General features: G+C 32.5%; 18 protein-coding genes. 7 read left to right on the plus strand and 11 right to left on the minus strand.

Annotation, left to right across the window (positions count from 1 at the left end):
• Positions 1 to 137: 137 nt before the first annotated feature.
• From ATO12_RS11060 to ATO12_RS11080, 5 genes are all read right to left on the minus strand, one after another.
• On the minus strand, positions 138 to 2,387 hold the full coding sequence (locus tag ATO12_RS11060; protein ID WP_034241881.1) for a response regulator: 2,250 nt from the start codon (positions 2,385 to 2,387) through the stop codon (positions 138 to 140).
• A 537-nt stretch (positions 2,388 to 2,924) separates the two neighbouring features.
• Positions 2,925 to 4,019, minus strand: a complete 1,095-nt coding sequence (locus ATO12_RS11065; protein WP_034241883.1) for an acyltransferase family protein — start codon at positions 4,017 to 4,019, stop codon at positions 2,925 to 2,927.
• The gene (locus ATO12_RS11070) at positions 4,016 to 5,836 is read right to left on the minus strand and encodes a sodium:solute symporter family protein (RefSeq protein ID WP_034241886.1); all 1,821 of its coding nucleotides are present in this window, start codon (positions 5,834 to 5,836) and stop codon (positions 4,016 to 4,018) included. Before ATO12_RS11070 ends, ATO12_RS11065 begins: the two co-directional genes overlap by 4 nt.
• 9 nt (positions 5,837 to 5,845) lie before the next feature.
• Positions 5,846 to 6,571, minus strand: coding sequence for a LytR/AlgR family response regulator transcription factor (locus tag ATO12_RS25680; protein WP_034241888.1), 726 nt, complete (start codon positions 6,569 to 6,571; stop codon positions 5,846 to 5,848).
• Complete coding sequence (locus ATO12_RS11080) at positions 6,571 to 7,590, minus strand: sensor histidine kinase (protein ID WP_051575757.1); 1,020 nt, start codon at positions 7,588 to 7,590, stop codon at positions 6,571 to 6,573. Before ATO12_RS11080 ends, ATO12_RS25680 begins: the two co-directional genes overlap by 1 nt.
• A gap of 244 nt (positions 7,591 to 7,834) precedes the next feature.
• Between ATO12_RS11080 and ATO12_RS11085 the strand changes: the two genes are divergently transcribed.
• The 6 genes from ATO12_RS11085 to ATO12_RS24860 all read left to right on the plus strand — a co-directional run bounded on the left by ATO12_RS11085 (position 7,835) and on the right by ATO12_RS24860 (position 19,719).
• Entirely contained in the window at positions 7,835 to 10,837 is a 3,003-nt protein-coding gene (locus ATO12_RS11085; RefSeq protein ID WP_034241890.1) for a TonB-dependent receptor domain-containing protein, read from the plus strand.
• Positions 10,838 to 10,855: 18 nt separating this feature from the next.
• Positions 10,856 to 12,469, plus strand: coding sequence for a RagB/SusD family nutrient uptake outer membrane protein (locus tag ATO12_RS11090; protein ID WP_034241891.1), 1,614 nt, complete (start codon positions 10,856 to 10,858; stop codon positions 12,467 to 12,469).
• A gap of 127 nt (positions 12,470 to 12,596) precedes the next feature.
• Positions 12,597 to 14,513, plus strand: a complete 1,917-nt coding sequence (nagB, locus tag ATO12_RS11095; protein ID WP_034241892.1) for a glucosamine-6-phosphate deaminase — start codon at positions 12,597 to 12,599, stop codon at positions 14,511 to 14,513.
• A 144-nt stretch (positions 14,514 to 14,657) separates the two neighbouring features.
• Positions 14,658 to 15,530 carry an N-acetylglucosamine kinase gene (locus tag ATO12_RS11100; protein ID WP_034241893.1) on the plus strand — a complete coding sequence of 291 codons (873 nt, stop codon included), beginning with the start codon at positions 14,658 to 14,660 and terminating at the stop codon, positions 15,528 to 15,530.
• The gene (locus ATO12_RS11105) at positions 15,530 to 17,833 is read left to right on the plus strand and encodes a family 20 glycosylhydrolase (protein ID WP_034241895.1); all 2,304 of its coding nucleotides are present in this window, start codon (positions 15,530 to 15,532) and stop codon (positions 17,831 to 17,833) included. The genes ATO12_RS11100 and ATO12_RS11105 overlap by 1 nt, the downstream gene beginning before the upstream one ends.
• A 47-nt stretch (positions 17,834 to 17,880) precedes the next feature.
• The gene (locus tag ATO12_RS24860) at positions 17,881 to 19,719 is read left to right on the plus strand and encodes an Ig-like domain-containing protein (protein ID WP_051575759.1); all 1,839 of its coding nucleotides are present in this window, start codon (positions 17,881 to 17,883) and stop codon (positions 19,717 to 19,719) included.
• 73 nt (positions 19,720 to 19,792) lie between these two features.
• On the opposite strand, the gene ATO12_RS11115 is transcribed toward ATO12_RS24860, so the two are convergent.
• Both ATO12_RS11115 and ATO12_RS11120 read right to left on the minus strand, forming a co-directional pair.
• Positions 19,793 to 20,212: a DUF3995 domain-containing protein gene (locus ATO12_RS11115; protein ID WP_034242082.1), complete on the minus strand. Its 420-nt coding sequence runs from the start codon at positions 20,210 to 20,212 to the stop codon at positions 19,793 to 19,795.
• A 5-nt stretch (positions 20,213 to 20,217) separates the two neighbouring features.
• Positions 20,218 to 21,351 (minus strand): FAD-dependent monooxygenase, encoded by a 1,134-nt coding sequence (locus tag ATO12_RS11120; protein WP_034241896.1) that lies wholly within the window; start codon positions 21,349 to 21,351, stop codon positions 20,218 to 20,220.
• Between the two features lie 83 nt (positions 21,352 to 21,434).
• On the opposite strand from ATO12_RS11120, the gene ATO12_RS24865 reads away from it, so the two are divergent.
• The gene (locus ATO12_RS24865; protein ID WP_051575760.1) at positions 21,435 to 22,058 is read left to right on the plus strand and encodes a TetR/AcrR family transcriptional regulator; all 624 of its coding nucleotides are present in this window, start codon (positions 21,435 to 21,437) and stop codon (positions 22,056 to 22,058) included.
• 42 nt (positions 22,059 to 22,100) lie between these two features.
• On the opposite strand, the gene ATO12_RS11130 is transcribed toward ATO12_RS24865, so the two are convergent.
• The 4 genes from ATO12_RS11130 to ATO12_RS11145 all read right to left on the minus strand — a co-directional run bounded on the left by ATO12_RS11130 (position 22,101) and on the right by ATO12_RS11145 (position 25,143).
• Positions 22,101 to 22,862: a type 1 glutamine amidotransferase domain-containing protein gene (locus ATO12_RS11130; protein ID WP_081802041.1), complete on the minus strand. Its 762-nt coding sequence runs from the start codon at positions 22,860 to 22,862 to the stop codon at positions 22,101 to 22,103.
• Positions 22,863 to 22,916: 54 nt separating this feature from the next.
• Positions 22,917 to 23,582 carry a hypothetical protein gene (locus ATO12_RS11135; RefSeq protein WP_034241900.1) on the minus strand — a complete coding sequence of 222 codons (666 nt, stop codon included), beginning with the start codon at positions 23,580 to 23,582 and terminating at the stop codon, positions 22,917 to 22,919.
• 117 nt (positions 23,583 to 23,699) lie between these two features.
• Entirely contained in the window at positions 23,700 to 24,077 is a 378-nt protein-coding gene (locus ATO12_RS11140; protein WP_034242084.1) for a VOC family protein, read from the minus strand.
• A 247-nt stretch (positions 24,078 to 24,324) separates the two neighbouring features.
• The gene (locus ATO12_RS11145) at positions 24,325 to 25,143 is read right to left on the minus strand and encodes an AraC family transcriptional regulator (RefSeq protein ID WP_034241902.1); all 819 of its coding nucleotides are present in this window, start codon (positions 25,141 to 25,143) and stop codon (positions 24,325 to 24,327) included.
• Between the last annotated feature and the right edge of the window lies 1 nt (position 25,144).

Below are 25,144 nucleotides of genomic sequence, written 5' to 3' on the forward strand. Positions count from 1 at the left end.
AATAAATTATACGAGCGACACTTTTTAACACACAAAAGCCATCAGATTGGCAATAAGTGAAATTTTAGATTTATCTTAATTATGCAATTTTATAATTGTGAGTTATTGAAGAAAAAAGATCAATTAATTAGGAGATATTAAGACTTAACAGACCTATTTTTTGAAATAACAATTTGGATCTGCTGCAATAGTGTTGCGGGTTCGAAAGGTTTATTTATCACTTTAGTAATACCAGCTTCTACGAAATTTTCTTTGTTTTCAGATTCAGAAATAGCTGTTAACGCAATTATTGGAGTTTTCTCATCTGATTTACGTATTCGTTTCGTTGTTTCAAATCCATCAATCCCTTCCATCATTATATCCATAAAAATAAGGTCATATCCATTTTTCTCTGTCATTTTTAATGCTTCATAACCGTCTGATGCAATTTCACATTGATAACCAAAATTAGTTATGATTTTTCGTGTAATTAATTGATTAATTTTATTATCCTCGACAACCAAAATTTTTACATCTTTCTTTTTTTTATCATCGAATTCTGCTTGCTCTACTTTCTCTTCCAGGTATTCGAAAGGTATTTGAAAACTAAAAGCAGTACCCTCCTTTTCGTTTGATACAACATCTAGCTTACTATTGCATTGAAGAAGTAGTTTGTTAGCTATGATCAGTTCGAGAGTAGTTAGGTTATTTTCATCTGACAAGGAAGTAAAAATCGCAGATTCGTTTTCTATAAAGGCTTTATTTAATTCTTCTTGTTTTTTCTTAGTGAAATATAATGCTTTACTCTTTATTGAAAACAAGATAGTACTTGTATTTTCTCCTGAAAAAAGATGTTGTACAGAAAACTCTATAACGCCCCCATTTATATACCTAGAAGTATTTGAAAGGATACTAATAATTATTCTTGATAAGTGATCAGGATCGCCCAAAAGTTTTTTAGGTAATTTATCATCTAATAGAAACTTAAAATCATTATTGTTTTCTCCTATTATAAAAAAATTAAGAGAGTCTTTAATTGTATTTGCTAGTTGAATAGGGTCAAAAGGGTGCTTTTTTAAAGAAATTTTATAAGCATCGTCCGATCTGTTTAATTCTATAATATCATTAATAAACCGTAATAAATATTTCCCCGAAAACTGTAATATATTTAACTGCTCTTTTCGTTGGTCTTCGTTCGACTCTTTACTTTCTAATAAATGTGCAATGCCATTTATTGCATGAAGAGGAGTTCTTAATTCATGAGTAATATTATTTATAAACAATGTTTTCTGTTTATATGCTTCTTCTACCTTATTTTTTGCCTCTAATAATTCTTCATTTTTCTGTTGTAAGAGTATGTTATTTTCTGTTTTTAGTCTAGAATTTTTATATTGAAGTAAAATCAAAAGAACCAGAATAACTATAATTACAATTCCTGATATTAAAAGATATTCATTAAGTTTTAATTGAGTTTGTTGGTATTTATTCTCTGCCAGAATCCTTTCATTATCTTTTTGTTTTAGTTGAAGCTCTTTGTATCCCTTTATATCCTGAGCGTACTTTTCGAGAAAGATATTATTCTGTTTTGCTTGTTCTTGAATATATTCTTTATAATAGTCATTAGCGAGTTTATGCTCTTTTTTTCGATCATATATCTCTGCAATCCCAGTAAGATAGAGTGTATGGTTTGCAAAATTAGTTGTTTTTGCAGAGTCTATTTCTTGCTTAGCAATCTTTTCACCTTTTCTAAAATAACTAAGTGCTTCATCATACCTATTTGTTTTCACACATGCTGTACCAATTCGATAATATAGATATATCAATCTAACATCTTTATGATATTTTTTTGCAAGTTCTATGGCTTTTTGAGAAACCTCATAACAATTTTTCCAGTCTGCATTTCGATAATAAATAGACGTTAGATTTACCAGCATATCTATACTTTGCTCTTCATACTTATAAGTTTCGGCTCCCTCTATCGCTTTTTTCAAGAAAAAAATCGCTTTATCATTATCTTTTGATATTATTTTATGATACAACCCCCAAAGGTTATTTATATAAATTTCGCCATATTCATCCTGCACTTGCTTTTGTAAAATAGTAGCTTTTTCGAGATAAGTTTCAAACCCTTCTAAATCCTGAACGGATATATATAATCCACTACGTAGTCTATAGATTCGGGCAATATGTCTTTTATCACCACTGTCTAATGCTAATTTTTCGGTTTCATCAATTATTGTAAGAGCCTTACTTATATAACTATAATCTATCCAATGCTCTATAGAGTCTAAATTTTGTTCTAAAATATTCTCCTCCTGTAGAGAAGAGAAATTATAAATCTCTTTAGCATGAGTATATAAAATTGATAATAAAATCAGAACTATTAGGGTGTGTACATTTCTTTTCATAAAACATCTTGTTTTATCTTTTAGCTTAGAGCACAACTTTATTGTAAAGAATTTAAAATCAATTTACATATCATTAGATCCTATTAAAAAAATTACATTGTCCTCGATAATTGTAATCACGAATAACAAATCTCAAGCATTTTATCAGGTAGATATAAAACAAGATGGGGTAATTATTTGCATTACAGCTTGTATTGAGTTTAATTCTAAACAAAAATAAAATTTATTTTCCAAAATTTTAACACAATAAATCTTTTTAGGCAAAATATTTTATAGAGATAAGGTACTACATGAAGTATTTTTAAGTACTAATTGTCTTTACTTCTTGTAGTATACTTTAATAATACCCCTTGTAATTGTTTTTATTATAGAAGTGGTTTAAACTTTTTTGATTTAAGTGAAAAATAGTGGTTTTGTGTTCAGATGAAGTATTTTTTTAGTTGCATAGCAGAGCTACGGAAGTCAAAAATTATGAAATATGAACGTAAAAAGACATTTTTTTTAGCAATTTGAAAAAAGTTTAAACCACTTCATTATCTAAACTTTAATAAATATCTTTTTTTTGTATAAAAAATATGCCAAAAGAGTATAGAAACCAACAACAACCAATGCATAAAAAAAAGAAGATAATAGTTTATCAATCGATGGGTACACAAAAAATGTTTCAAAAAGAAATTGATGCACCGAAGTTTGAGAATTGATTTTAATTAAATAAAAAGATTTAGCAAATATCATAGAAGAAAAATAGATAATAATTGCATTGGCTCCTACATATTTCACAAGGTTACCAAAATCATACTTTTTATAATCCATAAAATAATGAAATAGCACTAAAAACAGAGTTGCATAGCCCGATGTGACTAGTACAAAACTACTACTCCACAACACTTTATTGATCGGGAAAAAGATACTCCATAAATACCCTATGATCATAAAGCTCCCTCCCATTATAGCTAACAAAATAAGTTTTCGTTTTGCTGTACTTGTCAAAATTTCTCCAACAAAAATACCGGTAATTGTTGTCACTATAGCTGGTAATGTACTAAGAATACCTTCTGGATCATAATCTGGTTTCCAAATATGGTCTTTAAGTAATACATAATCCAGGTAATTAGCCCAGTTATTCGATCCTCTTTCTAGTATAGGAGACGCTCCATTGGGCAGTGGGATATATGTCAACCATATCCAATACCCAACAAGAATAGTAACAGCAATAAAAATCAACTGTTTTCGATTACAATTCAAATATAGAATAGATGCTATGCAAAATATAATTCCTATTCGCTGCAGTACCCCAGGCAGACGTACAGATTCTGTTTCGACAAAAGGAAAATAAGGTAAAAATACATTAATAAATAGCCCCAGTGCAATCAATTTAAGACTACGTATAAAGATTTTTTTATACATAGTCCTATCTGCTTTTTTATATTTGTAAACAAACGATATTGATATTCCTACGATAAACAAAAAGAAAGGAAATACAAAATCTGCCAAAGTAAGACCATTCCATTCTGCATGTAACAATGGTTTATACACATAAGACCAATCTCCTGGTGTATTTACGAGGATCATAAGCATGATAGTAAGTCCTCTTAAAAAATCAACAGATTGTACTCTTTGTTTTTTTATCATGAAACCAAATTTTTACCTAATCGTTTCCATACTTTTGCAAGTAAAAAACCTGCCAGTACGGATAAAGTGGTAAGAATAATGGCTTGTGTTATGTTTCCATAAATCCAACTTCCCATAGAAAACAAAACACCGTATACCAAGGCGCACCCAAGTAACATCGCCAGTAACCCTGAAGGCACCATCCATTTTTCTTGTTTTTCTGATATTTCAATATTTTCTTTGTTTGCCTTTTCCAATATATGACTCCATCCTGGTCCACCTGGTTGAACTCTAGAATAAAACTTAAAAAGAATATCGTCATCATCTGGTTTGGTTAAGAAAGTAACAGCAACCCATATGATAGTAGTTATTAATACGACTAATGGAAACTGAAACCATGAAGGGAAGATTCCTTCTACCGTATCAGAACCAAAGAGAACTCCGTTTATATGTGGAACACTGATTAAAATCGAAATAATACCAGAAGAAAACATAGCAGAAATTTCACTCCAAGCATTGATTCTCCACCAGAACCATCTTAGAATAAAAATTAATCCGGTTCCTGCTCCAAACATTAAAATGTATTTAAATATCTGAACCGCATTGGTAAGTGCTAATGCAAGTAAAGTACTTAATGCCATAAGTACAACTGTTGCAATTCGCCCCATATTAACCTGAGCTTTTTCTGTAGCATCTTTATTTACATATTGTTTATATACATCATTAACTATATAGGATGCTCCCCAATTTAAATGTGTTGAAATCGTAGACATATAAGCAGAAATCAAAGATGCTACTACAATTCCTAAAAGTCCGCTGGGTAATTTTGTAAGCATTGCAGAATATGCAAGGTCATGCCCTAGTTTATCTTGAGTAACATCGGGAAAAGCCTCTTGAATACTGGTAAGATCAGGAAATACAACTAAAGACGCAAGTGCTACAATGATCCAAGGCCAAGGTCTAATTGCATAATGCATTATATTAAAAAAGAAAGTAGCACCAATAGCATGATTTTCATTTTTTGAAGCAAGCATTCGTTGCGCTATATACCCACCACCTCCTGGTTCTGCGCCAGGATACCAGGAGCTCCACCATTGTATTGCCAATGGAATAACCAGTAAAGAAATTAGTGCTTCTTTATTATCAAAATCTGGCACTAGAGAAAGTTTATCTTTTACGTTAGGATGAGAAACGAGATTTTCTAAGCCGTTTACTTCGGGTAGGTTAACACAATAATAAGCTGCACCTACCGCACCTGCCATTGCTACAAAAAACAATAAAAAATCAGAGTAAACCACTCCTTTAAACCCTCCTAAAGCACTAAAAATAACAGTTACAACAGCCGCATAGCCTACAGTTTCTATAGCAGACAGACCAAGCATTACCTGCCCTATTTTGATAGCTGCTAATGTTACTCCAGACATTGCCAAAATATTAAAAATAACTCCTAGATATACCGAGCGAAATATTCTAAGAAAACGTGCTGGTTTACCAGAGTATCTAAGCTCATAGAACTCCATATCTGTATTTACATTAGATCGTCGCCATAATCTGGCATAGATAAATACAGTCAATAATCCTGTTAATAAAAAAGCCCACCATACCCAATTTCCTGCAACACCATCTTGTCTTACAATATCGGTTACCAAATTAGGAGTATCTGTAGAAAAAGTCGTAGCAACCATAGAAAAACCTAATAACCACCACGGCATACTTCGTCCTGATAAAAAATATTCTGATGCGCTTTTACCTGACCTTTTCGAAACTATAATACCAATGAGCAATGTAGTTAAAAAGAAAAATATAATAATTGAATAATCTAAGGTACTAAGTTCCATTTCTGAGTTTTATTTTAATAAATTTGATTTGTTTTTTAATATTCGTTGTTTGGCATGAGCGGCATAATTCCTCCCTATCGGAATTCTTTTGTCTCCCACCTCGACAAGGTTTCCTTCTATAGACTTTACTTTATCTATAGCTATGGTATATGATTTATGAATCCTTATAAAATTTTCTGAAGGCAGTTCTTCACTGATACTTGTTAAAGATTTATGAGACATAAACGTATCTTCTAATGTACTTACTCGAATGTAATCTTTGAGACTTTCTATAAAAAGGATATCGGTCAACAAAATTTTCACCAATTTCTTATCTACTTTTAAGAAAATATGAGCTGGTTGCATCAAATCCATAGAAGGCTCGTGTTTCTTTATTGTAATAAGCCTTGCTGTTAATTTATTTATCGATTTCAAAAATCGATTAAAAGAAATAGGTTTTACCAGATAATCGAGAACTTCTAGCTCATAACTTTCTAATGCATATTCTTTATAAGCTGTAGTTATTATTGCCTGAGGATATTCTTTCAAGCTTTTTAAAAATTCTAAGCCATTCATTCTAGGCAGGTTTATATCTAAAAACACAGCATCAACACCGCCTTGTTCCAAAATAGTTAATGCTTCAATTGGATCCTGAAAAGTACCAACAATTTCAACATTTTTAAATTCTTTTAAAAATGATTCAATAACTTCAATTGCCAAGGGTTCATCATCAATTATGATACATTTAATAATCATTATATAGGGATTTTAAGCAAAATCGAATACTCATTATTTTTTTGGGTTATATTTAATGTATATTTTTTTGGGTAAAGTATTTCTAATCTTCTTTTTACATTTTTTATTCCAATTCCGTTAAGTCTTTTAGTTTCAGATTCGTCTTCATAATTATTTTTGGATATAAATATCAGTTCATTTTCAAATCTTTCAAAAGAGATTAACAACTCCATTCTATTATTATTCTTAAGTCCATGCTTAAAAGCATTCTCAATAAATGGTAAAAACAGCATAGGAACTACTTTAACATCATCGATATTACCATTTATATCAACTCTAGAGTCTACTCGATCACCATAACGCATTTTTTCGAGCTCTATATAATTATCGATATGATCAATCTCCTGTAAAAGAGGGAGTTTTTTTTTACTGGTATCATAAATTACATATCTCATAAAGTTAGATAGTTTTAATACAAGATTAGGTGCTAAATCCGATTTTTTTATCGTTAATGCATATAAACTATTAAGTGTATTGAAAAAGAAATGAGGTTGTATCTGTGCTTTTAAATATTTTAACTCTGTTTTATATTGCAACTCACTTAAATTTCTATTCTTATTTTGCATGATCAAAAAGTCGACCGTATACTTTATTGCAGAGGTTAATCCTACAACATACAATTCTCCTATAGCTACTGCTACAATATGATTAAACCCAAATGGATCTAGTCGTCCTTCTACTTCGGGCCAGATATCTTCGGTAACCAATAATAGGTTTAAACCTGATCTTAATATATAATGAACCCCAAGAGACACAAATAAGAAAAGTATATAATGTACATACTTTTTTTTGAATATGAATTTAGGTACTAAATAATAAATATTAAAATAAACTAAGATGATGTGTAAAGGAAATTCTACAAGGTTCGATTTTAATGAATACCAATAGTCATTAAAATAACTTCCCCATCGAATTACATTAAATAGAAAATAAATAATCCAAAAATATAAATGATACTTTCGTTTAATAGTCCTTTGCACGTTACCCCTCTTTTTTCAAAATCACTAAATCATACTTGTTAAAACCTATTTTTTAACAAAAATTTTTGAAAAATGTAAGGCTATTTATACAGAAAAACAAAAAAAATAAGAATATCAAATTTTAAAAAAACCGTCATCTATCAATGCATGTCGATTGTTATTAAAACCATGTCGTTTGTCTAAAAAAAATTTTGTTAAATAATTAAAATACTACTTTGAGATCATTCAAAAAACACATATTAATATGAAACAAAAGATTTTAACCCTAACCACTCTATTATTTTTTTCTTTTCTGAGTTTTGGGCAGGGAACCCAAATAACGGGGACAGTAACGGGGGCTTCAGATGGTGTACCACTACCTGGAGTTAATATTATTGTAAAAGGAACTACAAATGGAGTACAGACCGATTTTGACGGAAATTACACGATCACTGCAGCGGCAGGAGATGTAATTCAGTTTTCCTATTTAGGAATGTCAGACAAAGAAATTACTGTAGGTAGTGAAACAGTAATAAATGTTCAGCTACAAGAAGATGCTGAACAATTAGAAGATGTAGTAGTAACTGCACTGGGGATTAAGAAAACGAGAAAATCGCTTACGTATGCCGCCCAGGACATTAATGCCGCTGAATTAACCAAAGTAAAAGATGCTAACCCAATCAACAGTCTTTCTGGTAAAGTAGCGGGTGTTGTTGTAAACAGAAGTGCTTCTGGTGTCGGTGGATCGGTAAAAGTAACTTTACGAGGTAATACTTCTACTAGGGATAACCAACCTTTATATGTGGTTGACGGTATTCCTTTACTAAACAATTCAGCAATCCAGCCTAACAGTACATTTGGTGATATTGACAATGCTGGAAACAGAGATGGTGGGGATGCACTATCACTGATCAACCCTGATGATATAGAAAGTATGACTGTATTAAAAGGTGCGTCGGCTTCAGCTTTATATGGTAGTCAGGGATCTAATGGGGTTATTTTGATTACTACTAAAAAAGGAAAATCAGGAAGCTTTAAGGCCAATGTATCTTCTAGTTTTACAGTAGACAATGCTGCTTATTTACTTGACTTTAATGATCGTACAGAAAAAAACATAGATGACTTCTTAGAAACAGGAACAACAGCAATTAATTCATTGTCAGTATCAGGAGGAACAGAAACTGCTCAAACTTATTTTTCGTATGCAAATACACAGGCTTCAGGAATACTTCCTACGCATAATGTAAAAAAACATACTTTAAACGTAAGAGAAACAGCTAAACTTTTTGACAATAGATTAACTGTAGATGCTAACATATTATTATCAACTCAAAAAATACACAATAAGCCAGTTTCTGGTTTATATTACAACCCACTAGTGGGAGCAACTTCTTTTAGTTCAGATACCGAACGTTTAAGAGATTATGAAGTATTTGAAGAATTCAATGCAGATAGAAATTTAATGGCCCAAAGATGGCTTGGAGAAACTTCTGATATCGTACAAAACCCATATTGGATAGTAAATAGAAATGCCAGTGATGATCTAAATCAAAAAGTGTTGGCATCTGTTTCTTTAAAATATAAGTTTAATGATTGGTTAACCGTTCAAACCAGAGGAAGTTATGATAAAAACTTCTATAAATTTGAAAGAAGGATACACGCTACTACAAACGGAACACTTTCTGCTACAAATGGTCGTTATTTATTAAATGATGTAGAGGATACTCAAATCTATGGTGATATCATAGCAACTATCAATACTCCTCTTTCCGACAGTTTTAATTTAACTGCTAATATTGGTACCAGTATCAGAAAATCAGACTTAGGTGAAAGCACTTTATTAGATTCTGGTGTAGGAGGTAATTTAAAAATACCGAACATCTTTACACTTTCTAATTTTGTAGTGGGTACTGTAGGGGTTGTCCCAATATTAAAAGAAACTCAAGCAGAGCAAAAAGAAGTACAATCTTTATTTGCTAGTACTACACTAGGTTTTAAAGATATGTTATACTTAGATTTAACTGCCAGAAACGATTGGTCTTCAACTGTTTCAGACTCTTTCTTCTATCCATCTTTTGGTCTTACCGCAGTATTAACAGAGATGTTTGAAATGCCGGAGACTATTTCTTTTGCAAAAATAAGAGGGTCTTATGCAGAAGTAGGTAATGATATACAAAGTTTTGCCAATAACCCGATCAATACTATTGGTACAGGTCAAGGTGGATTAAATCCTCCTAGTATAATCCCTTTAAGTGAATTAAAACCAGAAAAACAAACTTCTTTGGAATTTGGTACAGAATGGCAATTTTTTGATAATCGTTTAGGGTTTGATGTAGGGTACTATAAAACAAACACTATTGATCAATTTATGACCATTGATGGAGGAACTTTTACAGATTTCTTTTCAATCAATGCTGGAGATTTTGAAAACACTGGTATTGAAGCTTCGATTACAGCAACTCCAGTACAAAATGAAAACTTCTCATGGGATGCAACGATTAACTTTGCTAGTAATAAAAATACAGTTAAGAAATTAGATCCTAGATTAGGCAGAGACTTCTTAGAACTAACACCTTTTAATGTTAACTCTTATGCCTTATTAATTAGAGAAGGGGGGGCCTTTGGTGATATTTATGGAAGACAATTGCGTAAAAACGAAAACGGACTCCCTATAGTAACACAAGACGGTAGTGGTAGTCTTTCTTTTTCTGAAGAAGATACTACCATTGATGATCCAAATGTTCCTAGAGGATTTAAAAGGTTAGGTAATGCCAATCCTGATTTTTCCTTAGGATTCAGTAATACTTTAACCTATAAGAATATAACATTAACCTTTTTGGTAGATGGAAGATTTGGAGGAGAGGTAATGAGCCTTACCGAAGCTATAGTTGATGGTTTTGGTAACAATAACAGAAATGGTTCGGTTAGAGTATTTAATGAAACTACAAATTCTGAAACAACTATACCTGCTTCTCAATATTATCAATCTATTGGAGGAAGAAATGGATTTACTAGCGAATATATGTATGATGCCACTAATGTTCGTTTAGCAGAATTATCATTAGGATATAGATTTAATTTAGGAGAAAATAGCTTCTTTAATTCTGTAAATACATCCATAGTAGGTAGAAATTTATTTTTCTTTTATAAAGATGCTCCTTATGACCCTAATGTATCCTTAAGTACGGGAAACGGACTTCAAGGTGTTGATATATTTGGGTCGCCATCTAGCAGAAGTATTGGCCTTAATGTAGGATTATCATTTTAATACAAAGAAATAAAGATTATGAAAAATATAATGAAGAAAACAATTATTACTGCTTTTGTTGCGTTACTTGTCTTTTCTTGTACCGACGATTTTGAAGCATTAAATACAGATCCAAATGGTCTGACAGATGAACAAAGCCAAGCTGATTTCACCAATGTAGGAGGGCCATTTAAACCTATATTTCTAAATCTGTATAGATACGATCCTGCATGGCACACTCAATTGCAACATAATTTGAATGCAGATACGTTTTGTGGATATATGGCTCCACCAAACCCTTTTGCCAATGGAGCAAACACAACTAATTATGCTTTTATCGGTTTCTGGGATCAGTTCCCTTGGGATATTCCTTATTCTTCAACAGGAGTAATGAAAAATGCAGGTTTGATAAAAATACGTGGAGAAGAAAGATTTCCTTTAATGTATGCTGTAGCAAAAGTTCTTAGAGTTTTAGGAATGCACCGTGTAACTGATGTATATGGACCAATCGTATATTCAAAATACGGATTAAACCCTACATTTTCAGAATATGATCGTCAGGAAGATGTATACAATCAGTTTTTTGTTGAACTTGAAGAAGCCATAACTACATTGTCTACGGATCCGTCAAATACTCAATTTGCAAATTTTGATTTAGTCTATGGTGGAAATTTAGGACAGTGGATCAAGTTTGCTAATACTTTACGCTTACGCCTTGCGATTAGAATTTCAAAAGTGGCTCCTGCAAAAGCTAAAATAGAGGCTGAAAAATCTTTAGCGCACCCTGGAGGACTTCTTGAATCAAATGCAGATAATTTCTTGATTCAAGGGGGAGCAACCCATCCTTTAACAACATTTAATTCTAGTTGGAATGATGTACGTATGAATGCTTCTATGGAATCAATACTGGTAGGGTACAATGATGCAAGAGGCCCTGTGTTATTTGAAGAATCAAACGTAACTCCTGGCCAATTAAAAGGATTACGTGGTGGTATGCCATTACTTCCGGGGTACTCCGCCGCGTTAGATCAAAAAGAAGATTATGTTGAATTTTCCAGATTGGGAGATTCTTATATTGCTGATAGAACCCCTACTACAAGTATTCAACTTATGAACGCTGCAGAGGCATATTTCCTTAAAGCAGAGGCTGCGTTAAGAGGATGGACTGGTGCAGGTGATGCACAAGCAAATTATGAAATGGGAATCAACACATCTTTCGCTCAACACGAAGTTTCTGGGGATGCGCCAGCTTATATTTCGGATAACACTTCTACAGCTATTGACTATGTAGATCCTGTCAATTCATCAAATAATATAAATGCAGTAAGTAATATTACTGTTTCCTGGGATGCTGGAGCTACAAATGAAGAAAAATTAGAGAAAATCATTACTCAAAAATGGATTGCTATATTTCCTGACGGGCAGGAAGCATGGAGTGAATATAGAAGAACCAGTTACCCTAAAATATTTCCTGTTGTAGTTAACAATAGTGGAGGTACTATTGATACTGATCTTCAAGTAAGAAGGTTACCATTCCCTAACAGCGAAATAAGCACTAATCCTCAAGGAGTAGCGCAAGCAAGAACACTTCTTGGTGGGGCTGATAATGGAGGAACCCGACTATGGTGGGATGTTCCTGGTGGAAATTTTTAAAAAATTTGAGTTAGCCAAATAATACTGACGAAAGAGATGGATAGAGCATACCCTCTCGATTCCATCTCTTTTCATCAAAAGCCTTAAAATAATTAAAAACAATAAAAAATATCAAACTCTTGAGGAAATGATCCAGGAAATTGAATATAAACAGGTAGGACAGTTTGAAAAAACGAAGTTTGAGAAGATTCATAATGAAATATTCCCCGATTCGTCGACAGCTTCAAAACTTGTTGCCCACGAAATTGCAACACTAATTAAACAAAAACAAGAAGAAGGAAAACCTTGTGTACTCGGTCTGGCTACAGGTTCTTCACCTATAAAAGTGTATGAAGAATTGGTAAGCCTACATCGTTCTGGAGAGTTAAGCTTTTCAAATGTAGTTACTTTTAATCTGGATGAATATTATCCTATGGATACAGGTCACCAGCAAAGTTATTATCATTTTATGCATCAACACTTGTTTGATCATATTGATATTAACCCAGAAAACATCAATATTCCTGATGGTACCGTTCCTCTTGAAGAAATGGATCAATATTGTATTGATTACGAAATGAAGATCAAAAAGTATGGTGGATTAGATTTTCAACTCTTAGGAATTGGTAGAACAGGACATATCGGCTTTAACGAGCCTGGATCACACCCTAATTCGGGAACACGAATCATTACGTTAGATCATATCACCAGAACTGATGCTTCTTCTGATTTTAACGGTTTAGAAAACGTTCCTAAAAAAGCGGTCACTATGGGAATAAGTACCATAATGAAATCCAGAAGGGTGTTGCTATTAGCCTGGGGACATAAAAAGGCTACAGTAGTAAAACAGACAATAGAAGGTGAAATTACATCCAACATCCCTGCATCTTTTTTACAAGAACATAAAAATACTACTATCATCCTTGATTCTGAAGCAGCTTCTGAACTTACACGAATCAAAACACCATGGTTGGTAGATCAATGTATCTGGAAAGAACAATTAAAATTTAAAGCAGTTACCTGGTTGAGTCAAGAACTTAACAAACCTGTCTTAAAACTTACAGATAAAGATTATAATGATAATGGCATGTCTGGTCTTTTGGCAGTTGAAGGATCATCTTATGATCTAAACATTAAAATTTTTAATAAACTTCAACATACCATTACAGGTTGGCCAGGAGGAAAACCAAATGCAGATGATACCAACAGACCCGAGAGAGCTTTACCTGCAAAAAAGAGGGTTTTAATTTTTAGCCCTCACCCAGATGATGATGTAATATCAATGGGAGGAACATTCTTGAGATTAATCGATCAAGGACATGATGTACATGTTGCTTATCAAACTTCTGGTAATATAGCCGTTACAGATGATGAAGCTTTAAAGTTTTCTGAGGTAGCCAATAGTGTCCATCCTGGTAAGGAAGGAGATACTTTTAAGAAAGTCATTGCATTCCTCAAATCAAAAAACCAAGGTGATATTGATATCCCAGAAGTTCGTTTAATTAAAGGATTAATTAGAAGGATGGAATCTTTGGGAGCTACTCGTTATTTTGGATTAGATGATGATAAAGTTCATTTTCTTGATCTCCCGTTTTATGAAACCGGAAGAATTAGAAAAAATCCTCTGGGAGAAAAAGATGTAGCTCTTACAGCAGATATTATCGAAAAAATAAAACCACATCAAATATATGCAGCAGGTGATCTAGCCGATCCTCATGGAACCCATAAAGTTTGCCTGGATGCTATTTTTGAGGCTGTTAACAACCTAAAAAGTAAAAGTTTCATGAATGATTGTTGGGTATGGCTATATAGAGGTGCCTGGCAAGAATGGGACGTTTCTGAAATTGAAATGGCTGTTCCTCTAAGTCCACACGAAGTATCCAAGAAAACTAATGCTATTTTATATCACCAGTCTCAAAAAGACAGAGTGATGTTTCAAGGAGAAGATTCTAGAGAGTTTTGGTTAAGAGCTCGTGAAAGAAATAGAAATACAGCAATATTATATGATAAGCTTGGTCTTGCAGATTATGAAGCTATAGAAGCTTTTAAGAGATATATATTTTAAAATTAATTGCTTTGTTTGTTAGATAAATTTTTGCAAAAAAACAACCTTCCCTCAATACATGAGGGAAAGTTGCTTTTAAAAAGAATCTCTTTGCTATGCACCAACAATAAGAAAATACATAAATGATAAATAAACTAATGACTAATGATATTATTTGCAGATAGCGGTTCTACTAAATGTGACTGGGTTCTTGTTAAAAATGATGGAGAGCTTATTCATAAGACTAAAACCGATGGTATAAATCCTCTATTACTTTCTGACGATGCTATCATAAATATTGTTCAAAAAGCAAATACCATACTACAAAAAAGAGATCTTATTCATAAGATTTACTTTTATGGAGCAGGGTGCGGCGAGGCTGATGCTAAGAAAAAAATAGCTCTCGTACTACAATCTATATTTAAAAATGTAACATCTATTGTTATAGAAGAAGATATTATTGGAGCTGTAAAAGCTACAACAGAAAAGCCAAGTGTAGTATGCATTTTGGGAACGGGAACAAATTGCTGTTATTTTGATGGAATAAACGTTATTCAAAAATCCCCTGCTTTAGGATATTTATTAGCAGACGAAGGGAGTGGTAATTATTTAGGGAAAAAATTAATTAAAGATTATTTTCTAGGCAAAATGCCATCAGATACAGCTTCATTATTTAAAAATGATTATACTACAGAACTTAATCAAATTCTTGATGAGTTATATTGTGCTGATCACCCTAATAAGTATTTAGCTTCTTATGCTAAATTCATTTTTAGAAATCGGGGAAATGCTTATCTCGAGGAAATTTTACATCATGGTATTTCAAAATTTATAAATACCTACCTTTTCCAGTATAAAGAAGAATTATCCAAACACCCTATACACTTTGTAGGTTCGGTAGCCTACTACTCGCAAGATATCATAAAAAAACTATTAGATGACTGTGGTTATCGGGTTAAGGGTTTTGTAAAAAAACCTATAGACCATTTAGTTAATCGCCAGATCATGCAAAGAATTTCTCAAAAAACAAGTCAGTAATGAGTTTACGAATTATACCCATCTTTTTTTTAATATTCATGGCCTGTAAAAGTCCAGATTCATCATCTCCTGTTAATCGATCTTTGAGTATTACCCCCATACCTTTCAAAGTAGATACAAAACAAGGATATTTCGAGATCAACAAAAAAACTACCTTTCTATGTAGTGAAACATCTTCTGAGGTTATTGCAAGTTTTTTTATCGAAAAAATTAAAGCTTTTACAGGTCATTCTTTTTCAATACACAATGAGAGTGATACCAAAAATAACATTCAATTAATCAAAGAAAGTACTCTAGACTTTGGTGAACAAGAATATCACTTATCCATATCAAAAGATGAAGTAAAAATAAAAGCTAAAACCGATCAAGGATTATTTTATGGTATGCAGACTTTTATGCAACTTCTTCCGTTATATGGTGCTAATTCAAAAAATCAAATGCATCTTCCTGTTAAAATCCAGGCTGTAGAAATAGAAGATAAACCACGTTTTGGTTGGCGAGGAATGCATCTGGATGTTTCCAGGCATTTTTTCTCTATTGATTTTATCAAAAAACAACTTGATGTATTAGCACTTTTCAAGATTAACAAATTTCATTGGCACCTAACCGATGATCAGGGATGGCGAATAGAAATAAAAAAATATCCGAAACTTACAGAGATTGGATCTAAAAGAAAAAATGCTGATGGTTCGGTTCATCAAGGATTTTATACGCAAGAAGAAATAAAAGAAGTTGTACAATATGCCAAAGAAAGGTTTATTGATGTAGTTCCGGAATTTGATACCCCTGGACATGCTATAGCTATTTTGGCTGGATACCCTGAGCTTTCTTGTGGTAAAGAGAAATATGAAGTAAGAAATTTATGGGGTGTCGAGTCTAGTATTCTTTGTGCAGGAAAAGAAGAAACGTACACTTTTATAGAAGATGTAGTTCAGGAACTATCTACCCTATTTCCATATGAATATTACCATATGGGAGGAGATGAAGTACCTAAAGATCAATGGAAAAACTCTTTAGAATGCCAAGAATTGAAAAAACGTGAAGGCTTAAAAGACGAAAAAGAGATCCAAAGCTATTTTATGGCTCGCGTAGAAAAAATCTTATTAAAATTTGATAAAAAAATGATTGGCTGGGATGAAATCCTCGAAGGAGGCATTACCCCTACAACCAATATTATGTCATGGCAAGGAGAAGAAGGTGGAATCAAAGCTGCTAACAAAGGACATGATGTTATCATGACTCCTGCAAAATACTGTTATTTTAACTTTTATCAGGGTGATTTTAAAGCAGAACCATTAGCCTTTGGGGGGTATATCCCGCTAGAAAAAGTATATCACTATGACCCCATACCAAAAGAAATTAAAGACGATAAAAAGAAACATATTTTGGGTGCACAGGGAAATGTGTGGACAGAATATGCTTATGAAGACAAAACAATCGAATACCTGTTATACCCACGTATTATAGCATTGGCTGAAACTACATGGTCGCAAAAAGAAAATAAAAAATTTGATGATTTCTTAAATAGATTGAATACTGTTTATGATGTGCTAGAATATCATCATGTTAATTACCATATTCCTCTTCCTGAGGGGCCCACTTCAAATAAAATTGTATTTATTGATAGTGTAAGCATTCCTTTTACCACTACACATCCGGTTAAAATGGTATACACTACAGACGGAACAGATCCAAATGCATCTAGTACAGCATATACCGAACCCTTACATTTTAAGGAAAATACAGAACTACGAATTGCCTCTATATTGAAAAATGGAAAAATGAGTAGCATTCGAAAATTGAACATTACAAAAGAAAATCCTATTGCCGCTTCTGAAATGGAAAAACTATCTCAAGGGCTTATAATGAGAACGGTAAAAGGTAATTTCGATAGTATAAGTGATATTAAGGATACTACAAAAATGCATACCTCTACGGTTAAAAAAATTGAAGATGCCAACACCACATACCACTGGGGGCATGAAGTGAAGAAAGATAATTTCAAAGCTGTTTTTCTTGATGGTTATGTTGATATCCCAGAAGATGGAGTGTATTATTTTTCCAGTACCCAGGATCAGGTTTGGATAGGAGATCAGCTTGTTATTGATTATAAGACTCCGTTAAAAAAACATCCTAAAGAGAGTTCGATCGCATTACAGAAGGGAAAGCATAAATTAAAAATAGTGTATCTAAACAATATAGCAAAAGGTTGGGCTACAGATTGGAATACTGTAGAACTCAAATACAGAAAAGCTTCTGAGGTTGATTATAAAGAAATAAACGAAAACATGATTTTTCATTAGCTGTATAATAACCTCTACATATTCACAAACTCTTAATTTAATACACAATGAAATTACTTAAAAGATTATCAGTCGTCTTACTCATACAGGTATTTTTATTTTCCTGTACGAATGAAAGTTTTTTAGAAGAAGGGGCCGCAGAGGTTCAAAATTCTGAAACAAATCTAACAGACAAAACAGCACTCACAGAACCTATTGTCTTAGGATATTTCCCTTCCTGGTCCGAAAGCTGGGCTGGACCCGGGCAAGGATCAAAGCTAAGAGATATCCCAGAACATATCACTCATGTTTTTTTGGCCTTTGCAAAACCTAATCTTAGATATCAAAAAGGTTCGTTAGATATCACCGATACAGGTATTCAAACTCCTTACGGCGGAGATACTTTAAAAGAATCTGTTGCAGCCTTAAAATCAAAAGGAATCAAAGTTATTCTATCTGTAGGTGGAGAAACATATTGGGGTACAGATGCAGCCTATGATATCAATTATCAACAAATCAAAGATCTGGTAGATGATATGGGATTCGAAGGTATTGATTGGGATTTTGAGCCTAACGGTAGTTTTGCCACTATAGGTGATCCAATAAATGTACAACGTTTTATCGATTTCTTCACAAATTCTAGAGCCATTATGCCAAAAGGGCAATACCTGTTAGCTTGTGCTCCTGCTGGTGTTGGAGCCTTAGGTGGTGCAAATAATGATAACCCCTCCTCCCCTTTTGCCTATAGCAAAAGAAACACAGTAACAGGAGAATCTGATACTAACCTATTTAATGCAACTTCTCCTAATCAAGCCATTAGTCTATTTGGTTTTGCTACTACCGGGCATATGATCCCTGTAATGGAGGCTGTTGGTGATAAAATCGACCTTATCGCATATCAGGGATATAATACAGGAGCGGCCAGTAATAGAAAAATTATGTATGATGCCTATAAACATTATTCAAATCAGTATGGATTTTCTATTGCAGCCGGAGTTCATTATCCTAACGAGCCTTGGGGGCCGTATTATGAATATACCTATCAAAATGTAGCAGAACTATCTAACCATATTGCTGCAAATAATACTACTAATGATGGAGTTATGATATGGCAATTATTACTGGGTAATACCAACTCATCGGCATATGGGTATCTTCATATTGCTAGCCAGGTACTCAATGGTGTTTCACAATCTCAGGCAATCGCAAATGCAGAAAATTACCCAGAATCTCCATACACTGGCGATGGCGGTGGAGGCGGTGGATCAGGCTGTGATTCTGCTCCCTGGAATGCTTCTGCTACATATAACACAGGTCAGGAGGTTGTGTATAACAATAAATTATATCGCGCAAAATGGTGGACCAAAAATGATAGTCCATCATCAAATACTGGAAATGGACTACCATGGGAATTCGTTCAGAACTGTGATGGTAACGGTGGAGGAAACAATCAATCTCCATCTGTATCTATTACATCTCCAGCAAATAATCAATCTGTAACCCAGGGACAATCTGTCAATATTACAGCAAATGCTTCTGATACCGATGGAACGATTACTAAGGTTGAGTTTTTTCAGGGAACCACTAAACTCGGAGAAGATACAACAAGCCCGTATAGTTATTCATGGAATAATGCTCCTGTAGGAAATTATACCTTAAGTGCTGTTGCCACAGATAATGCTAACACAACAACTACATCGGCTACAGTATCTATCACTATCACTTCTGGTGGTGGTAATGGAGGTTCTTGTAGTGGTATTGCAAATTGGGAAGCCTATCCAACAGTATATAATGTGGGAGATAAAGTAGTATATCAAGGTACTTTATACGAAGCTCAGTCAGGGCCAATATGGGTAACCCCAGGTAGTGGAGAACACTGGTGGAAAACTATAGGTACCTGTAATTAAAAATAGTTTTTGATTGTTAAAGTCCTCCGACACATTGGATCAGTGAAGGAGGGCTTTTTTATATCTGCATTTTTCATTTTATAAGTTGAATTAATATCCCGATTACTCCAATTACCAGGCATAATGGAGAAAATATTTTTGAATCTGCTTTCGAGAATTCGGTATTCTTTATTTTCTTGAAAAAACCGACATATCTAAATTCTCCAATAGCCCGTAAGATAAAAACAGAAGGAATAAACCAGTATCCATAGATTGCTATCCAATTTGGAATCTGAATATTTATAAGCCCCGATTTTATAAGATAAATCAATCCAAATGCAACCAACACGAGCCCTACCACTAAGGTTCCGAATTTAGGAATCGCAAGCATATTCTTCTCATTGCCTTTTGTAGGAATAACCTTTTTTAATCCCCAAACACCTCCAAAAAGCCAATAGAAATGAAAACCACCAAGTACTGTAAAAATTAAACATAAAATTATAGATAGTATCATGATCATCATAAGTGTGGGATTTGAAAGATTTGTTCAGATTGTTTTCTGTTGAATGAAGAAGGTGTCATTCTCATCAATTGGTTTCGGATTCCTATTAAAATTGGATTTGATAAATGTGCTATTTTTCCAAGCATCCAACTTGCCTTTACTACCTGGTGCGCTTTAGGAAGTCTTAGTTTCTGAAAGGTTGCAAAAGCTTGATGTACTTCGTATTTAGATAAACACTCTGATAGAATGTAAGCATCTTCTATTGCCTGGCATGCCCCTTGTCCCATATTTGGAGTCATTGCATGCGCTGCATCACCAATAAGGCAAACCTTTTCTTTGTACCAAAAACTAGTTGGTTTTAAATCTGATATTTCTGCTGTATGTATATGTTCTTTTTGAGTTGAAGAAATTATACTTTTAATAACCGAACTGTACTTATCAAAGTAGTTCTCAATATTATGTGCAGAAAATTCATTTTTACCAGTTTTGAACGATTTCAAGGCATACCAATATACTTTATCCTTTGCTATTTGAACAAATCCGAATCGATCTCTTTTTCCCCAGGCTTCATTTAGTTCGTTTTTGTATGCACCAGGAAGTTTAAAATCTGTTACTCCTCTCCAACAAACTTGCTTAGCATTTCTTATTATAGTCTCTGGAAACAAGCCTTGTCGCACAACCGATTTTAGCCCGTCTGCACCAATGAGTATTGAAGATTGAATTTGTTTTCTATTTTCAAACGTTAGTGAATATCCATGATCGTTTGATTCTACCTTTTTTAAACGATGATTTAAGTGTATTTCATTAAATTTTAATTCGTTAATTAAAATTTGTTGTAAAGCACCCCGATGAATTGCAATATTCTTTACTTTATGCTTTTTTTCGAAAAAAGATAAATCAACTTTAGAGATGGGATTTAGATCTGCTTTGGTAATATTCATCGAAGCAATGTAATTTCCATTGTCTTCAATTATTTTTCTCAGCCCTAGTTTTTCATACACCTGCATTGCATTATTAGCTAAAATAATCCCCGCTCCAACAGGTTTTATATTTTCAGCTTGCTCAAAAATTCTCGTTCTAATCCCCTTTTGTTGAAGTGCAATTGCAGTGGTTAATCCTCCTATTCCTGCTCCGATAATATCTATAGTCATAAATAACAATTGTTAATATAGTACAAATGTACTAAAAATAATCAACCTAGTACATTTGTACTAAAAATGATATCTTTGTATAGATGAATGCAACAAAACAAAAGATTTTAATAAAATCCCTGGACCTCTTTAATGATTCTGGGATTTCAAATGTATCCTTAAGAGCCATTGCTGATAAGGCGGGGATTAGTGTGGGTAATCTACAATATCATTTTAAGAAAAGAGAAGATATCATTGAAGCGCTCTATTTTGAGTTAGTTGAAAAAATCGACAGTATTCTTTTTATAAAAACCGATGATTTACTACAATCATTTTTAAATATCTCTGTAGAAATTGTTACTATACTTTATGAGTATCATTTCTTTTTATTAGATTTTATAACTATTACCAGGAGAAATTATAAGATAAAAAGGCATTATTCTGAACTTTCAAAACGAAGAGAAATAGAATTTATAAAAATTGTGGATGTTCTTATTAAAAATGGGGTATTCCGTGAAGAACTGCTAAAAAATGAATATCACAGTTTGTTCAAAAGGATAGAGGTTATTAGTAATTTTTGGTTTTCTTCTATTTTGATTCAAGCCGATGTTTTGTCGAAAGAATCTATTAAACAATACTCATTATTGATAAGCCAAAGTATTTATCCATATTTAACCGATGAAGCAAAAAAACAATACGCAACTATTTTTCCGTCTCAGTTGGTTTAATTGATAGTAACATTTCTTGTATATAGTATTGCAAGTTAATTTTCATTCGCTTGTATTAAGTAATTTTAAAACTTCTTCTGCAACAAATTTTCCACTTGTAGAAAATGATGCAGTTATCAATCTGTTTTTCGAATCAACAACTTCGTAATTCACTTTTTTTTCGTGATTATATATTTTTAGATCAGCCCCTCTTTTTTGCAATTCAATTTCCATATCGTAAGGTAATAAAGCACCAAAATTCGATTGTTTCATAATATTTTTCTCATTCCAGGAAGGAAAGCTTGTCATTGTTTTGTTGCTTACCAAATATGCTCCAGATTTCAATTTTACGTCAATAAGTGTTGCTGTTCCGTGGCCAACTGTCCCGATTACTCCATTAGATTCATAGATTTTGGCTATAATTTGCTGAACTTCTTTATTCTTGTGCGTATCCCAAAATTGTCCATATCCTCCTGGAATAAAAACAGCCAAATATTCTTCTGGATTAATATCTTCGGGCTTAAGGCTATTTTTGGTCTTATTACTAAATAGATCTGATTTTATGATTGATTTTACTATTTCTGTGGTATCTCCGCTATGATATATCGGAATTTCGCCGCCTTTTGGTGACAAAATATCAACCTGATACTGTTTTTTAGCAAATTCATTAAACGGAATTGCTAATTCAATCAAATAAGTTCCATTAGGTTTATCCCCCATCTTGTCAACGCTGGTGGTCATAAACAATATCTTATTTTTTTCTACTCTATCACTACAAGAGATAAGTAAAAAGACGAATAGAAATAATGTACAATATTTTCTCATTTTATTTATAGTCTGATAATCTTTTTTACAGTAGTTTAGTTTTTATTTCGATTACTATTCTTTACAACTTACCGAGTTTTCCAGTACACTATCATATTTTTCATTTAAAATAACTCCTAATTGATTTAGAAATTCTAAAATATTCATAAGTGCTTCCAATTCTCTTTTTTGCAAAGCATTTGCAGCTTTATCTATTTCTTTTTGAACTCTTCGTTGTAGATTATAAAGGTTTTCAATTTCGTATAGACACTCATAATCAAAAATGTTAGAGATGTTAAGAGTCATCGTTGTTTTCCATGCTATTTCAGATAAATTGGGGATCTCTAGATCTATGTAGGTACTTCCCCAATACCTAAATAAGGAATCATTAACAGCAATAGAATCTTTAACTCTAAAAAAATCCGGATATTTTTTATTAAGACTATCTAAATATGATGGTGTAGTTATAACTTTGGACGTATTTTTATCATAAACACTCTTAAACTTGCTGTAAGCATCTAAAATAGATTGATAGTTATTCAAGATGTTGTCTATTTCTTTTTTATTACTTTTTATTTCTTCAGTAATTTTATTAATAGCTATTTTTTTATCTTCATTTAGTTTTTTTGATGTATTCCAATTATTAAACCAAATAGCTAGATTTATACCAATAAAAAGAAGCAGAATTTCGCCTAAAATGTACTTCCAGTTAGGCTTTTCTTTTAGCTTGAAAAATCTCATAAAACTGATTTTAGATTAAATGCTTTATTATAAAGATCTATTTTTTAGAGGTATTAAATATATTGATTAATACATAAAAGACTCTTGCCAATAACAAGAGTCTTTTTATGTATCGCTTTACTCTGGTTTTGTGTACGTAACTACATCAATACCTATTCCGTTAGGGTCTACAATAGCAAAATGTCTATCTCCCCATGGTTCATTGCGTATGTCGATTTCAATTTTTACACCTTTCTTTTTAATTTCGGTATAAACTTTATCTACATCATCAACTTCAATAGTAAGATACACACCATTACCGGCAAAGGGTTTTTGAAATATAGGTTTTTGTGTCGGATGATTAGGTAGTAAAAAGCTAATTTCGGCTTGATGATTAGGGGTATGCATTAGCAGATAAAATTCATTTTCAAATGTAACTCCAAAATCGAGCACCTTTGTGTAAAACTCTTTAGTTTCGGTTAGTTTTTCAGTGATAATTCCTGCATTTAATTTCATAGTTTTTAAATTTTGATTTGTCTGAGAAAATACTTGTGTAGCTGTTAATAGAATAAATAAGATTTTTAAAAATTGTTTCATCTGTTCTTTTTTTATTGTTTTTTAACTGTCAGATGGAATTAGCCATTAATCATACCGGTTGGTATTAACCTAATTATTATGGCTCATTTCATCATTTTAAGTTTTTATTTATTCTTCAAAACTATAGTGTTAACACAATTAAATATTGTAAAAAACGGACATATCACTAAGTTCTTTTAAAAGCTTTATTTGGAGTAACACCATAAAAGTTTTTAAAATCTTTAATAAAGTGAGATTGGTCATAATAGCCAATATCATAAAAAAGTTTATTTTGTTTAAGGCTTTGATGAGATGGTTTTGCTTTTAATATATTCTGAAACTGAACGACTTTACTAAATGTTTTAGGAGAGTCGCCAATATAGAATTGAAAAAGCCTTCTTAATTGTCTATTACTAATTCCTACATCTACATCTTTTTCTATATTTAGTACTCCGTAATTTTTTAGAATGGTATCGATAGCATTGTAAAGTCGGTTATCAAAATCAAAGACAGTATGATTTAAAACGTTGGTAAAGTAAGTGTCAAATTTTGATTTAATCTCCTCAATGTTTAGTTTAGGGTGAAAATGACTGGCTATAAATTTTGATGTTTGTGGTACAAAATCTTCTAAATTTTGAAACTTGTTACTTAGTTCGCTTGCGTTTACCTTGAAGATCTGAGGAAATATCGTTGGCAAAAACCTAACACCCACATAATTGAATTCTGGTTGTAATACGTATTCTGTATATTTTTTACAAAAACCGGCAACAAAATTATCTTTAGGATTATTTAGTTCGAATAGAATATCAATACACCCATCAGAAACTACTTTATAGCTAAAAGCCCCATTTAGTTTTTCGGTTGTTTTTAACTGCCAGTAGCAATAGATATAAGGTTGTAATTTGGTTGCTGGCAAAAACTCAATATAATTTACATTTTCTTTGGTTTGTTGTATAGTGGGTTGAATGGGTTGAAATAATCCTCGAATTTGTCTTGTTAAATTCATA

Source organism: Aquimarina atlantica, from assembly GCF_000626715.1.
GTDB classification, from domain to species: domain Bacteria; phylum Bacteroidota; class Bacteroidia; order Flavobacteriales; family Flavobacteriaceae; genus Aquimarina; species Aquimarina atlantica.